Source organism: Kitasatospora nipponensis, assembly GCF_039528135.1.
Lineage (GTDB): Bacteria > Actinomycetota > Actinomycetes > Streptomycetales > Streptomycetaceae > Kitasatospora > Kitasatospora nipponensis.
The window spans coordinates 85,137-99,023 of the sequence record NZ_BAAALF010000004.1 but is presented as its reverse complement, the minus strand read 5'-3'; the positions used below and the strand labels follow the sequence as shown (position 1 = coordinate 99,023).

Here is a 13,887-nt window from a genome sequence, read left to right as displayed (position 1 = left end):
GGGCGACCGGTGGAGGCGTTGGCCCCATGCTCGCGTCGGGGTGCCCGGTGGCCCGGCGGCCCTGACCGGGCGGCCGACCACAATCACCCGCCCGGCGCAGCACCCGCCGCGGCACCCGCCGCCCCGCCGTCGCCCCCGCCCTCCGCGCGTTCGCGGGCGGCGGCGTAGCGCTCCGCCAGCGGACCGTACGTCAGGCCGTGCAGGACCAGGCTCATCAGCACCGTCATCGTCATCACCTGGCCGACCAGGTCGGCGGCCGGCGCGTCGACGGGGGCCAGGCCGATGAAGGCGAGCAGGCCGAAGACGATCGAGGCCAGCCCGCGCGGGCCCAGCCAGGCGAGCAGCAGCCGGTCGTTCCGCTCCAGGCCGCTGCCGCGCAGGCTGAGCAGCACCGGGAGGATCCGCACCACGGTGAGCGACAGCGCCGCGTACGCCACCACCCGGCCGTCGAAGTCGCCGGTGAACGCCTGGGTGACGACCTTGCCGAAGACGAACCAGAGCGCGAGCGAGAGCAGCGTGCCGGCGTCCTCCAGCAGGTGCAGCGCCTGGCCGGGCAGCGCCCGGGAGTAGGGGGTGAAGCAGAGGCCGGCCACGAACGCGGCGACGAAGCCGTTGCCGCCCAGCTCACCTGCCAGCGCGTACGCGGCCAGCGGCAGCGCGAGCACCCCCAGCCGCACCGCGGCCGGCCGGGTCCAGCCCGCCAGCCAGGAGCGCCGTAGCAGCCATCCACCGGGCCGGCCGACCAGGACGCCCGCGAGCACCGCCCAGAGCAGCGCGTTGATCGCGTCCCCGACCTGGTCGGAGGCCGCTTCGTGGACGCCGCCGTGCGCCTCGAAGCCGGCCAGGGCGAGCAGGAAGACCGGGGCCACGATGCCGTCGTTGAGCCCGCTCTCCACCGTCAGCACCCCGCGCAGCCAGGCCGGCAGGCGCGGGTCGCGGATCAGCTCGGCGGCCGGGGCCAGGTCGATGGGGACGGTCACGGTGGCGAAGAGCGCCGCCTGCCACCAGCCGCCGCCCCAGAAGAGCAGACCGCCCGCCAGGACCCCGGCGCCCAGGGTCAGCGGCAGGCCCAGCACCAGCAGCCGGGTCAGCAGGCCGCGTTGTCCGTGTACAACGCCGGCCGGCACGTCGGTGGCGTCGGTGAAGAGCAGGACGGCGAGGATGATCTCGACCGCGTGCTCGGCGTTGTCGGTGGTGAGGGTGATCTGCACCAGCGGGTGGGTGCCCGCGGTCAGCACCACGCCGGCGGCCGTCATGGCGACCGGCGCCGTGATGCTCCAGCGGGCCAGGCGTCCCGCGACCAGCGCCCAGACGAAGAGGGTGCCCATGCTGACGGCCAGCGCGATCACGTGGGCACCTGTCTTCCCCCGGAGGTGACCGGACGGGGCGGCGGAGTGCTCATGATCGTACGGCCCGGCGCGGTCGGCGGGCGTGCGCGGCGTGACCCGCGTGTCCTGCCCGCCGGCGCCGGGTAGGACTGCCGGTACGGCGGCAGCTTGGCTGTACAACTCGTCCCCAGTTCCGGCCATTTCCGCCGGGAGGCGTTGGCCCGGCGTTCGCCCCGCGGACAGCCCGGGCCGCTACTCATGACGTGGCACGGCCATGGGCACCGGCACGGACGCCGGTGGACATGGGCACGGACAGAGAGACGGACGAGGAAAGGGTCAGTGGAGATGAGACGACTTTGGCGAGCACTGGGCGGCGTGTTCGCGCTGCTCGGTGCGCTGCTCGCGGTGATGCCCGCGAGCGCGGCCACCACCAGCGGGAACCTGATCGTGAACGGCGGCGCGGAGGCCGGCTACTGCACCACGGACTGGACCGCAGCGACCACCCTGCCGGGCTGGTCGGTGGTGTCCGGTAGCCCGGACGTCATCTGCTACTCGGCCGGCAGCTTCGGCCACCCGGCGAGCCCGGCCCCGGGCACCGCCTTCTTCGCCCCCGGCAACCAGGGCGACGGCGCGATCCAGCAGAGCGTCGACGTCTCCTCGGCCGCGACCGCGATCGACGGCGGCGGCATCGGCTACAACCTCTCCGGCTGGCTCGGCGGCTGGACCACCTACGCGGGCTACGCGCAGGTCACCCTGCAGTTCCGCAGCGGGGCCGGCCAGCAGCTGGGCGCCACCGCGACGCTGCCCACCGTCTCGGCCGCCGACCGCTCCAGCGCCACCTCGTTCCTGGCCCGCAGCGCCACCGGTACCGTCCCGGCCGGCACCCGCTCGATCCTGGTCCAGGTGCAGTTCCTGCAGAGCTCGGGCGAGTCCGGCTACCTGGACAACCTGTCGCTGACCCTGAACACCCCGGTCACCGCGGCCACCCTGGCGCCGCCGGTCTCCCAGGTCCCCGGCTACGACCACGTCTTCATGGTCATGATGGAGAACACCGACTACTCGGCGGTGATGGGCGACCCCACGGACACCCCGTACCTGCACAGCCTGATGGCGCAGGGCGCCTCGCTGGCCAACTACCACGCGGTGTACCACCCGAGCGACGAGAACTACCTGGCCGTCGCGGGCGGTGACACCTACACCACCGGTGCCACCTACTGGCCGCACATCAACGCCCCGGGCACCAACCTGGGCGACCGGATCGAGTCGGTGGGCAAGACCTGGAAGGCCTACGAGCAGGGCATGGGCACCCCCTGCAACACCACCACCCAGTACGACTCGTACTACGAGCCGGACGACGCGCCCTTCATCAACTACACGGACGTCAGCGGCAACGCGACCCGCTGCGCCGCCCACCTGTTCGACACCACCCAGCTCACCACCGATCTGAAGAGCGCGGCCACCACCCCGAACTTCTCCTGGATCGCCGCCGACGACTACTACGACGGCGAGGCCTCCGGCAACGGCAGCGTGACGAGCCTCAAGACCCAGGACGGCTGGCTGAAGCAGACCCTGGCGCCGATCATGCAGTCCCCGGCCTGGACCACCCAGAAGTCGCTGCTGATCGTCACCTGGGACGAGGACACCAGCAACGCCGACAACCAGGTCGTCGCGATCGTCAACGGCTCCCAGGGCACCGTCCCGGCCGGCACCACCAGCGCGAGCCGCTACGACCACTACAGCACCGCCCGCACCATCGAGGCGGCGCTGGGCCTGTCCGGCATCACCGCCAACGACACCTACGCCACCCCGCTCAACGACGCCTTCGTGCCGGTCTCGGCCCCGGCGCCGACCAGCACCCTGACCACCGGCACGCCGAGCGTCCCGCACGGCTCGGGCGTCACCTTCCAGTACGCGACGCCGGCCGGCAGCACCAGCTCGACCAACTGGATCGGCATCTACCCGGTGGGCGTGACGCCCGGTTCGCAGTCCTCGCTGGCCTGGCAGTACGCGCCCAACGGCAGCGGCAGCCTGACCTTCGCGGCGAGCAGCCTGCCGGCGCCGGGCTCGTACGCGGTCTGGTACCTGTACAACAACGCCTACTCACCACTGGCCGGTCCGCTGGCGCTGACCGTCGGCTGACGGCACCGGACACCGGCACCCCGCTCGTCGACGGGCCGGCGGCACCCACCAGGTGCTGCCGGCCCGTCGGCTACTACTTGTCGTCCACCGTGATGTCGGCCGATCCGCTCTCCACCTTCTGCAGGTGCAGGTGGTACTTGCCGAACCCCAGGCTCAGGTCCTTCTTCAGGGTGAACGCGATGCCGTGCGAGTCGAACTTCACCGAGTCGTCGTCGACCCCGGTGACGGTCAGCGTCTGGCCCGCGATGGTCAGCGAGCTGCCGTCCTTCACCGTCAGGTGGCACTCGGGAGCCTTGCAGCCGATGTCGATGTCCTTCCCGCAGCCGGCGCTCGTCGCCAGGACGGCGGCCACCAGCAGTCCGGCCGACAGCAGTCTTCCGGGGGTCGCTCGACGGGTGGCCGCCCTGTGGGCGGTCGGGACCGGGGCGGTCGGGATCAGGGCGGTCGGTATCAGGGCGGTACGGCGGCGCATGGAAGGTCTCCGCTCACTGGGCTGACGTGGACGCACGGTCGGGGTCGGTGCTCGGTGCGAGGCTGCACTCTGACGCGGCATCAGTCTCTCGCACCGGGGTGGTGCCCGACTCGGAAACGGCTACGGCGCAGGCGTGCGGACGCCTCGGGCCGGTGTGCTCGGCCGGTGGACGCTGTCGGTGTCCCGTGCTGTCTCCTCAGACAGCTGACCCGCAGGGTGCGACCGACGTACGATGACGCCCGGGCGTTTGCGCAGGAAGCCGCCGTCTCCTGTGTTCTGCCCGGGCGCGATCTTCACACGTTCGACCTGTCGGTCCCGAGTGCTCGGCAGTCCGATGACGAGCTCCTGCTCGGACCCGCCGGAGATCGGGCCGCTCCGTGGCCGGCCGGCCGGGTCCGGTCCGGGTTCCGGCGCGAGCCGAACCGGTTCCTGATCCTACGTGCTGGGCGAGTTCGATGGTCGTCGCGCATTCCCAGGCCGCTGCCTGCTGTCCGAGGCGGGAGGCTTCCCGGAACGGCCCTGTGGGAAATTCGGTTGACAGCTGCCGGGCGGCCCGAACCCGCTGTCACAGCTAGTTGGAGGTTGCTGATGAGCTGCAGCTCGACGTACTCGAGTCGCGGAGTGCGTCCCCAGTACGGTGCCTCCCGGTATCCGGGGATTCGCATCACGTTGGTAGCCCTGACGCTGCGCTGGGCCGCTCGGAGATGGGCCTGGGTGGAGCCGGAGGTCGCCGGTCTGCGTCGGCTGGTGCGCCCCGGGGCGGTCTGCCTGGACATCGGCGCCGAGTACGGCCTCTACACCTGGACCCTGTCCGCGCTGACCGGACCGACCGGGCAGGTTCACAGCGTGGAGCCGCTGCGCGGCCCGGCCGGCTGGCTGACGACCGTCGCGACGGCGCTGGGCTGCCGCAACGTCACCGTGCACCGGATGGCCATGGCCGATCGCGTGCAGCGCGGCACCATGAGCCTGCCCTGGCGCCGGCTGCTGCCGGTTCACGGACGCGCGTACCTCACCGAGGGCTCCTCGGGCCCCGGGCCCAACGCCGAGTTCGCGGTCTCCAGGTCGGTACCGACGCTGGTGCGGACCGTGGACGACCTGTGCCGGTCGGCGGAGTTGAAGCGGGTCGACTTCATCAAGGCCGACGTGGAGGGGGCCGAGGCCGGGGTGCTCACCGGTGCCTTCAGCACTCTGCTGCGTGACCGGCCCCTGCTGCTCCTCGAGATCGAGGACCGGCACCTCCTCAAGTACGACCTCGCCGCCGCTGACATCGTCAGGCGCCTGACCGTCACGCTCGGATACGGTATGTACCGCTGGGACAGGGGGGGTTGGAACCCGGTGGCGCAGGTGACGGAGGACTGTCGCAACTACCTCTTCAGCGCGGGGCCGCTGGTGTGGGCGGCGGACCTGGGACGGGCGGTCGTCAGGGGTCCGGCCACCGCTCGTTCGACCGGCAACGAAGCGCGAATCACGTCGGCCTGACGGCTGTTCAACCGCCGCGGCGTCGCGGTTGAACAGTGGCCACGCCGCTCGCAAGCGAGCGCAGTGAAGCCCAAGGTGGGCTGGTACCCGAGGTCTTGGCGGCCGGGGACGACCGGTTGCCGTGAGTCGACAACGTCACCTATGACGAGTGACGATGAGTCATGCACGTTTCTGAACAGAGAGCACGGCGACGACAAGGGCGTCGATGACGACCGCGGGTCCAGACCTGCGGTGCACCGTGCTGTCCGTCGGCCGGCACGTCCGGGCCGATCGGCGGGTCCGGCCGCGGGCGCGGATCGGGACCGACGGGGCAGTTGGGTAGGAGAGATCGCGCGCTCTACACACGGGTGGTCCGAGATGGACGCGGTCACCTGAGTACCAGGTCGTGAATTTCCTTCAACGGGGTGAAATGCAGTGGACCAGTCAGCCGCCGAACCATTCAATGCTGCTGAGGACGGAGTGATCGCCCGATCGGACCGCACCATTGTGCCCACGACAGTTCGGCAACAGAGGATCGTGATGGTCCCGATCGCGTCGCTGCTGCCAGGCGAGTCCCCCCGCTCCGGAGGGCCGGACGCCGAGCACGTCGCCAGGCTGGCGGAGCTTGAGGGTCCGCTCCCCGCCATTCTTGTCGATCGTCACACCATGCGCGTGATCGACGGAATGCATCGTCTGATGGCGGCTTTCCTGAGGGGCCAGGAGGCAATTGAGGTCGAATGGTTCGACGGTACCACCGAGGACGCGTTCCTGTATGCGGTCGAAGTCAACGTGGCGCACGGTCTGCCGCTTTCCCAGGCTGACCGTCGGGCTGCCGCCGCGCGGATCATGGCCTCGCATCCGCAGATGTCGGACCGGACGATCGCAGCGGCGGCGGGGTTGGGGGCCAAGGCCGTGGCGACCATCCGGCGGAGCTCGAGCGAAACGGTGCCGCAGTTGAACGTGCGGGTCGGGCGGGACGGCAGGAGCCGGCCCTTGAGCAGTGCGTCCGGCCGCCGTCGGGCCGCCGAGCTGATAGCCGAGCGCCCAGGGGCTTCGCTGCGCGAGGTGGCGCGGCTCGCCGGAATCTCCCCGGCGACGGTCAGCGACGTCCGCCGCAAGCTCGAATCGGGCGAGGACCCGGTGGCCACCGGACCGGCGTCGCCCGGCGCCGCTTCGGTGGCCAGGGTCCGGGTTTCGCAGCAGCGATCCGCCCGCGGGGTACGGCAGTTGGCCCAGGACCCCGAGCAGGCCATGGAGAAGCTGGCGCGGGATCCGTCCCTGCGGCACAAGGAGGAGGGCCGGCTGCTGCTGCGGCTGCTGCGGCAGAACATGATCGGGGCGCGCGAGTGGTCCGACCTGACGGCGGTGGTGCCGTCGCACTGCGGTGCTCTCGTCGTCAGCCTGGCCCGTCAGTTCGCCGAGATCTGGCGGGAGTTCGCGCAGGAGCTGGACGAGAGGAGCAGATCCGCCGACGATCTGGCGGTCGCCGAGTGACCACGTGCCGCCGGGGGCCGGGCGTCATCGTCCGGCCCCCACACGGGTGTTACGCGTCCACCCAGCGGTGGGCCATCGCGAGCCGGACCAACTGGCGGCGCACGGCCAGGATCTGTTCGCCGGTCAGCGACGGGCTGCCGGCCAGCAGCGCCTCGGTGACCTCGTCGGAGAACTCCTGCACCGAGAGCACCTCGCAGGTGACCTCGTCCTGGCCCGACCGGGGATCGGCCGCGGCGTGCGAGCGCGCTGTCGTGGCGGCGGCGTGCTCCACCAGGGCGACCGCGGAGGCCTTGCGGCCGCGGTCGCCGTCCTCGAGGTCGAACCGCACGTGGACGCCCGGTCCGATCAGCGACTTGTCGACGAGCAGGTCGTTGACGTGCAGGAAGACGTCACCCCCGCCCCCGTCCGGAGCGATGAACCCGTAACCGCGCACCTCGTCGAACTTGACGACCCTGCCCGTAGCCACCATGAGAACCCCATCACTTCACTCAACCAGCGCAACAACACCTGGACTGCCGGCCACCTCTCCCGTGGCCACCGACCAGGGTAGGCCCCGCCGGCCGGTGGACGGGAGGCGGGCGGGCGGCGCGTCGGCGCGTCGGCGCGTCGGTGTGCCGGCGTGTCGGGCCGGGGCGGGTCGCCGGGGCGGCGGCGCGCCGGTGGGGCCCGGAATCCGGAATAGGGGTTCCGATGGGCCCCGGCAGCCAGCAGGATGGGAGGCGGCCGGACCGGATCCGGCCCGGGGGTGTACCACCAGCGAGGCGAAGGGCGTCAGCGTACCCATGGGGAGCCTGTTCGCGGTCAGCGATCTGCACGTCGTCCACCAGGAGAACCGGGCGCTGACCGAGGCCCTGCGACCGCGGTCGCCGGACGACTGGCTGATCGTGGCCGGCGACGTGGGGGAGAAGTTCGACGACGTCGCCCGGACGCTGCGGCTGCTCAGCGAACGGTTCGCGAAGGTGATCTGGGCTCCGGGCAACCACGAGCTGTGGAGCCATCCGCAGGACCCGGTCGACCTGCGCGGCGAGGAGCGCTACCGGCACCTGGTGGAGATGTGCCGCGGCCTGGGGGTGTCGACGCCCGAGGACCCCTACCCGGTCTGGCCGGACGAGGAGGGCCCGGTGACGGTGGCGCCGCTCTTCCTGCTCTACGACTACTCGTTCCGGGTCCCCGGCGCGGCCACCAAGGAGGAGTCGCTGCGCCTGGCCCACGAGGCCGGGGTGGTCTGCACGGACGAGTACTTCCTGCAGCCGGACCCCTACCCCAGCCGGGACGCCTGGTGCCGGGCCCGGGTGGCGGCCACCGAGCAGCGGCTGGCCGCCGTCGACCCGACCCACCGCACGGTGCTGGTCAACCACTTCCCGTTGGTGCGCCAGCCTACCGACATCCTGCGCTACCCCGACTTCGCGCAGTGGTGCGGCACCGAGCTGACCGCCGACTGGCACCTGCGGTTCCGCGCGGTCGCGGTGGTCTACGGCCACCTGCACATCCCCCGGGTGACCTGGTACGACGGGGTGCGCTTCGAGGAGGTCTCGGTCGGCTACCCGCGCGAGTGGCGCAGCCGGCCGCCCCGCGAGCCGCTGCGCCGGATCCTGCCCGGGCCGGCCGACGAGCGGGCCGAGGTGCCGGCCGCCGGGCCGGGGTCCGCCGGGTGATCGAGTGGATCCTGCCCGCCGGGGTCGCGGTGGCGCAGGCCTTCCAGGACGAGGAGCCCGCGGCGGGCGGCACCGGCTCGGCGCTCTTCCCGGCCGAGGCCCGACTGGTGGCGCGGGCGGTGCCCGGCCGGCAGCGCGAGTTCGCCACCGGCCGCGCCTGCGCCCGCCGCGCGCTGGCCGAACTCGGCCATCCGCCCCGGGCGCTGCTGCCCGACCGGCGTGGCGCGCCGCAGTGGCCGGCCGGCGTGGTGGGCAGCATCACGCACTGCGCCGGCTACCGGGCGGCGGCGGTGGCCCGCAGCGACCGGCTGGCCGCGCTGGGGATCGACGCGGAGCCGAACGGCGTGCTGAAGGAGGGGATCCTCGAAGCCGTCTCGCTGCCCGGGGAGCGCGCGATGGTGGCGGCGCTGGCCGCGCGGTCGGCGGTGGTCCGCTGGGACCGGCTGCTGTTCAGCGCGAAGGAGAGCGTCTTCAAGGCCTGGTACACACTGACCGGCCGGGAGCTGGACTTTCCCGAGGCCCAGGTCGCCATCGAACCGTCGGCGCGGACCTTCACGGCGCGCCTGCTGGTGCCGGGTCCGGTGGTCGACGGGCGGCGGCTGGACGGGTTCGAGGGGCGCTGGCTGGCGGCCGAGGGGCTGCTGGTGACGGCCGTCGCGGTGCCGTCCGGGGCCTGACGTACCGTCAGCCGTCAGCCGTCAGCCGTCGCCCCTGGGATGTCGGCCGGCTGCGGGCGGCGCAGCTCGACCACGACGCCCCAGAAGACCGAGACCAGCGGCAGCGAGACCGCCGCCCCGATCACCCCGGCCAGGATCCCGCCGGCGGTCACCGAGAGCGCCACCACCACCGGGTGGATCCGCACCGCCCAGCTCATCACGATGGGGTGCAGCAGGTGCCCCTCGATCTGGCCGATCACCACGATCAGCGCCAGCACGATCAGCGCCGTCACCGGGCCCTTGGTGGCGAGCGCGACCACCGCCGCCACGATCATCGCGATCGGGGAGCCGATCAGCGGGATCAGGGTGGCGAAGAACTCCAGCACGGTCAGCGGCAGCGCCAGCGGGACGCCGAGCAGCACCAGCGCGATGCCGACCAGCACGGCGTTGCTGGCCGCGACGATCATGATGCCGCGGGTGTAGCCGGCGAAGGCGCGCCAGGCGGCGGCGCCGGCCCGGGCCCAGGTCGAGTGGGCGCCGGCCGGCAGTTGCCGGCGGGCCCAGCGCCACATCGCGTCGCCCGAGTGGATGAAGAAGATCGAGCAGAAGAGGGCCAGCGCCGCGCCGGTGACGATCTCCAGCACCCGGCCGGCCTCGCCCACCGCGGTGCTGATCAGGGTGGAGCGGTGGGCGGAGAGGAACGAGCTGAGCTTGCCCTGCAGGTCCGAGACGGCGCTGGACTTCAGGTGGAGCGGCGGGCCCTCCAGCCACTGCTCGATCCGGTCGAGCCCACCGTGGAACTCCTGGTTCAGCCGGTGGGACTCGCCGGAGACCGTCTCGCCGATCAGCACGCCCAGCCCGGCCAGCAGCAGCAGTGCCCCCAGCACGGTGACCACCACGGCCATGGACCGGGGCCGGATCACCCGGCCGATCAGGTCGGCGGCCGGGCGCAGGATCGCGGTGATCACCAGCGCGACGAAGACCGCGACGACCGGCAGCACCAGTCGGCCGAGCACCACCAGCACGGCGTACAGCGCGCCGCCCACCACCAGCAGCCGCCAGGCGTACCCGGCCGTCCGCCGCAGGCCGGGCCCGACCCGCCCGCCGTCGTCCGGCAGGTCGCCCGTCGCCCGCCCGGGCCCGCCGGACGGGTGCCCGCCGCCGCGCACCGGGCCCGTCCGCGGCCCGCGCAGCGCGGCGCGCCGGGGCGCGGCGGGACCAGGGGACCGTGCTGCCCCACTTCTCATCGCGGCGTCGCCCTTTCCTCGGCAGCGGTCTCGGACCCGCTGACCACAGTAGGGCGAGGGCCCGCCGGGGGACCGGTAGGGCGAGGCGGCGCCACGGTGATTCGCCCTCGATGGCGCCTTGCTGACGTGGCGTCAGGAGTGGATCGATGATCGTCTTCGAACATGGTCGAATCATTCGACTGTCAGTTCGCCGGGCCGCTTCACTGGTCCTGTTCGGCCGAACGGCCGGCTCCCGGCAGCGGACCGGGACAGCCGGCCGGCCGGTCGCCGGGGGCCGGAACGGGGGACCGGCCCCCGACGGCCGCGGTCGTCCGAACCGCAGGGCCCGCGCTAGCTCCGGAGTGGCGACTGCCCGGCCGCCCGCACCTGGTAGAAGACGTGCCGGGAGCGCTGCACGCGCTGGAGCAGGCCGGCCCGGTGCAGCACCTGGAGGTGGTACGAGACGGTGCTGGCGCTCAGGTGGACGTGCCGGGCCACCTCGGCGGTGGTGCGCGGCTTCGACAGGGCCTTGAGGATGGCGGCCCGGGAGCCGCCGATGAGCTCCCCGAGATCGTGGGGGCCCTCCGGTCGGGCGGCCGTCGGATAGGTGATCACCGGCGTGCGCGGCGTGTCCGTGTAGGTCGTGTCGATGGAGAACGTGGGGGACGTGAGGAAGGCTCCGGGAATCAGGATGATCCCCGGAGCCTGGTAGTCCACGTGGTACTCGCTGTTCACCGCGAGCGCGCCGTCCTGCCAGTCGAGCAACGGGTCCAGGCCGCCGATCATGCCGCCGAGCCCCAACCGCGCGGTGGCGCCGGCCCGTTGGTCGACGTCGCGCTCCAGGCGCTCCGAGATCTCCCCCCAGGACGGCGCCAGCACGCCCCGCCAGAAGGCGTCCAGCTGGCCGGCCAGCAGTTGCGCGAACCGGTCCTCGCCCGCGCCCAGGGCCTCCAGCACGACGCGCTGGGCGCCCCGGGCGGGCACCCGGGAGACGTCGAGACCGTGGGAGACCACCGCCATCTCGTCGCGCACCCGCTCGGCCGCGACACTCGCGACCCGGTGCAGCTCGTCGTCCACCGGCGAGCTGTAGGCGGTGGGTTCCGGAGTCAGGAAGTCCGGGGTGTACCCGTGCGGGCTGACAGTCAGGGCCGCGAGCAGCCACAGTCCACGGTCCTGGATGACCTCCCGGCTGCGCAGCCGTAACGCGCGCGGTACCAGCTGCGGGCGGCGGCCGAGTTCGAAGAGCAGGCCGACGGCCTGGTAGACCGGGGACACGGCGAACCTCGTGCGGGCCGTCGCGTCGGCCGTCAGCTCTATCCGGATCACTGGTCCCCCACGTCGTGACCGCCCTCGCTCCCATGGAAGCATCTCGGCCGCACGCCGACCACCCCCGGTGGCGACCCGGCCGGGCCCGGGTCAGCCGGCGATCCCCGGTACCACCAGACCGGACTCGTAGGCGATCACCACCGCGTGGGTCCGGTTCTGCGCGCCGAGCTTCGTCAGCACGTTCCCGACGTGCGTCTTCGCCGTCTCCAGGCTCACCGTGAGCCGCTGCGCGATCTCCGGGTTGGACAGGCCGGTGGCCATCAACCGCAGCACCTCCTCCTCGCGTCCCGTCAGCGCGGCCCTCGGCAGCGCCTCGGCGCCGCCCAGCGGGCGGGCGGTCACCATCCTGCGCAGGGCCGCGGGGAAGAGGATCGCCTCGCCCGCCGCCACCACCCGGACCGCCTGCGCGATCTGGCGGACCGGAAGCCGCTTGAGCACGAACCCGCTGGCCCCCGCGCCGAGCGCGGCGGTGACGTAGTCGTCGTTCTCGAAGGTGGTGATCACCACGACCTTCGGCGGCACGGGGTGGGTGCCGCGCGTCGACGGACCGGCGGGGGCGGCCAGCAGCTGCCGGGTGGCCTCGATCCCGTTGCGACGCGGCATCCGCACGTCCATCAGGACGACGTCCGGCCGAAGGCGCCGTGCCTCCTCGACGGCCTCGACGCCGTCGGCGGCCTCCCCGACCACCTCGATCCCGGGCTGCGCCGCGAGCAGGGTGCGCAGACCGCTGCGGGTCACCTCGTCGTCGTCCGCGATCAGTACGGTGACGGCGCCGGTCGCGACGGCCGCGCCCGCGTCGGGGACGGTCATGCCGGCAACCGTGCCGGCAGCCGGACCGCCAGCCGCCAGTGCCGCGGCCCGTGCGGCCCGGCCTCGAACTCGCCGTGCAGCAGCCGGACCCGCTCGGCCAGTCCGGGCAGGCCGTGACTGGAGGTCGGGAAGGCGTCCGGGCCTACGCCGCCGCCCGTCCCCGGGCCGGCCCCGTTGACCACGCTGAGCTCCAGCGCGTGCGGCGCGGCCGCCACCCGGACCTCGATCGGGCCGCCCGTCCCGTGCCGCAGGGCGTTCGTCAGACCCTCCTGGAGGATCCGGTAGGCCGCCCGGGAGAGCGTGCCCTGCACCTGCGCCAACTCGCCCGACAGCTCAGGCTCCACCACCGCGCCGGCGTGCCGCAACCGGTCGAGCAGCTCGGGCAGGTCGGCCAGGGTCCGGGTCGGGGCCGTCCCCGCCTGCTCCTCGCGCAGCACGCCCAGCACGTAGTCCAGGTCCTCCAGCGCGGCCCGGGTCGACTCCTCGATGCTGCGCAGGGCGGCCCGCGCCGCCAGCGGGTCGGCGGCGAGCACCTCGCCCGCCACCGCCGCCTGGATCGTGGCCGCCGTCAGGGTGTGACCGATCGAGTCGTGCAACTCGTGGGCCAGCCGGTTGCGTTCGGCCGCCGCGTGCTCCCGTTCGGCCGCCAGCGCGAGCCGCTCGGCCGTCGAGGGCCCCAGCAGCCCCGGCGCCAGCCGGCGCAGGGCCGAGCTCAGCGCCAGGCAGACCAGCGGCACCAGCAGCAGACAGACGACCGCCACCACCCAGGTCCAGACACCCGTCACCCGCACCGACCCGCTGGACCAGGTCAACCGCGCCTGGTCGGACTGCCCGGCCATCGGCAGGGCCACGCCCGCGCCGAGCAGGACCAGGCTCGCCAGGCCGCCCGTCCACCCCAGTGCCACGTGCAGCAGCAACCAGAGCGGGGTCCGCCAGCGGTCGGCACCACGTGGTACGGCCGGCGCCGGATCGGGCAGCGGCACTCCCAACGGGCGGCGGGCGCAGGCGATCAGCGCCCGCCGGGTGAGGCGGGCGGAGCCGAGCGCGGCGACCAGGGCCGCCCAGAGCAGCAGGGTCAGCCCCATCTGGACCCCCCAGGGGGCCGACCGCCAGGTCAGCACCGGCAGGGCGGCGAAGGGCAGCAGTGGCAGGCTCACGAACGCGCCACAGAAGGCGAAGAGTGCACCCGAGTACGTGGAGCCGCGCAGCAGCGGCCGGATTCCCCTGATCATGATCGCCAGTATGACCGGGCAGCTCAGAGCGGTCCTCCCCCGATCGAGGGAGCGCTCTCTCCTGCTTTCCCGCGATGTGCGGGCCACGACC

12 protein-coding genes are annotated in these 13,887 nt (G+C 73.1%); 5 read left to right on the top strand and 7 right to left on the bottom strand.

Annotated elements, in window-relative coordinates:
- Positions 1–83 precede the first annotated feature (83 nt).
- Positions 84–1,349: a cation:proton antiporter domain-containing protein gene (locus tag ABD323_RS02475; RefSeq protein WP_344438487.1), complete on the bottom strand. Its 1,266-nt coding sequence runs from the start codon at positions 1,347–1,349 to the stop codon at positions 84–86.
- Between the two features lie 324 nt (positions 1,350–1,673).
- Here ABD323_RS02475 and ABD323_RS02470 point away from each other — a divergent pair, with 324 nt between their 5' ends.
- Complete coding sequence (locus tag ABD323_RS02470) at positions 1,674–3,467, top strand: alkaline phosphatase family protein (RefSeq protein WP_344438484.1); 1,794 nt, start codon at positions 1,674–1,676, stop codon at positions 3,465–3,467.
- A gap of 73 nt (positions 3,468–3,540) precedes the next feature.
- On the opposite strand, the gene ABD323_RS02465 is transcribed toward ABD323_RS02470, so the two are convergent.
- Positions 3,541–3,939 carry a hypothetical protein gene (locus ABD323_RS02465; protein WP_344438480.1) on the bottom strand — a complete coding sequence of 133 codons (399 nt, stop codon included), beginning with the start codon at positions 3,937–3,939 and terminating at the stop codon, positions 3,541–3,543.
- Between the two features lie 714 nt (positions 3,940–4,653).
- Between ABD323_RS02465 and ABD323_RS02460 the strand changes: the two genes are divergently transcribed.
- The gene (locus ABD323_RS02460; RefSeq protein WP_344438476.1) at positions 4,654–5,418 is read left to right on the top strand and encodes an FkbM family methyltransferase; all 765 of its coding nucleotides are present in this window, start codon (positions 4,654–4,656) and stop codon (positions 5,416–5,418) included.
- A 645-nt stretch (positions 5,419–6,063) separates the two neighbouring features.
- Complete coding sequence (locus ABD323_RS02455; protein ID WP_344438472.1) at positions 6,064–6,891, top strand: helix-turn-helix domain-containing protein; 828 nt, start codon at positions 6,064–6,066, stop codon at positions 6,889–6,891.
- Positions 6,892–6,940: 49 nt separating this feature from the next.
- On the opposite strand, the gene ABD323_RS02450 is transcribed toward ABD323_RS02455, so the two are convergent.
- On the bottom strand, positions 6,941–7,360 hold the full coding sequence (locus ABD323_RS02450) for a cold-shock protein (RefSeq protein WP_344438470.1): 420 nt from the start codon (positions 7,358–7,360) through the stop codon (positions 6,941–6,943).
- A 313-nt stretch (positions 7,361–7,673) separates the two neighbouring features.
- Between ABD323_RS02450 and ABD323_RS02445 the strand changes: the two genes are divergently transcribed.
- A complete protein-coding gene (locus tag ABD323_RS02445; RefSeq protein WP_344438466.1) occupies positions 7,674–8,546 on the top strand; it encodes a metallophosphoesterase family protein in 873 nt (290 codons plus the stop codon).
- Complete coding sequence (locus ABD323_RS02440; RefSeq protein WP_344438463.1) at positions 8,543–9,223, top strand: 4'-phosphopantetheinyl transferase family protein; 681 nt, start codon at positions 8,543–8,545, stop codon at positions 9,221–9,223. Before ABD323_RS02445 ends, ABD323_RS02440 begins: the two co-directional genes overlap by 4 nt.
- A gap of 14 nt (positions 9,224–9,237) precedes the next feature.
- On the opposite strand, the gene ABD323_RS02435 is transcribed toward ABD323_RS02440, so the two are convergent.
- The 4 genes from ABD323_RS02435 to ABD323_RS02420 all read right to left on the bottom strand — a co-directional run bounded on the left by ABD323_RS02435 (position 9,238) and on the right by ABD323_RS02420 (position 13,796).
- The gene (locus ABD323_RS02435; protein ID WP_344438458.1) at positions 9,238–10,449 is read right to left on the bottom strand and encodes an AI-2E family transporter; all 1,212 of its coding nucleotides are present in this window, start codon (positions 10,447–10,449) and stop codon (positions 9,238–9,240) included.
- 330 nt (positions 10,450–10,779) lie between these two features.
- Positions 10,780–11,754, bottom strand: a complete 975-nt coding sequence (locus tag ABD323_RS02430) for an ArsR/SmtB family transcription factor (protein WP_344438456.1) — start codon at positions 11,752–11,754, stop codon at positions 10,780–10,782.
- A 90-nt stretch (positions 11,755–11,844) separates the two neighbouring features.
- Positions 11,845–12,564, bottom strand: a complete 720-nt coding sequence (locus ABD323_RS02425; protein WP_344438454.1) for a response regulator transcription factor — start codon at positions 12,562–12,564, stop codon at positions 11,845–11,847.
- Positions 12,561–13,796, bottom strand: coding sequence for a sensor histidine kinase (locus ABD323_RS02420; protein WP_344438452.1), 1,236 nt, complete (start codon positions 13,794–13,796; stop codon positions 12,561–12,563). The genes ABD323_RS02425 and ABD323_RS02420 overlap by 4 nt, the downstream gene beginning before the upstream one ends.
- Between the last annotated feature and the right edge of the window lie 91 nt (positions 13,797–13,887).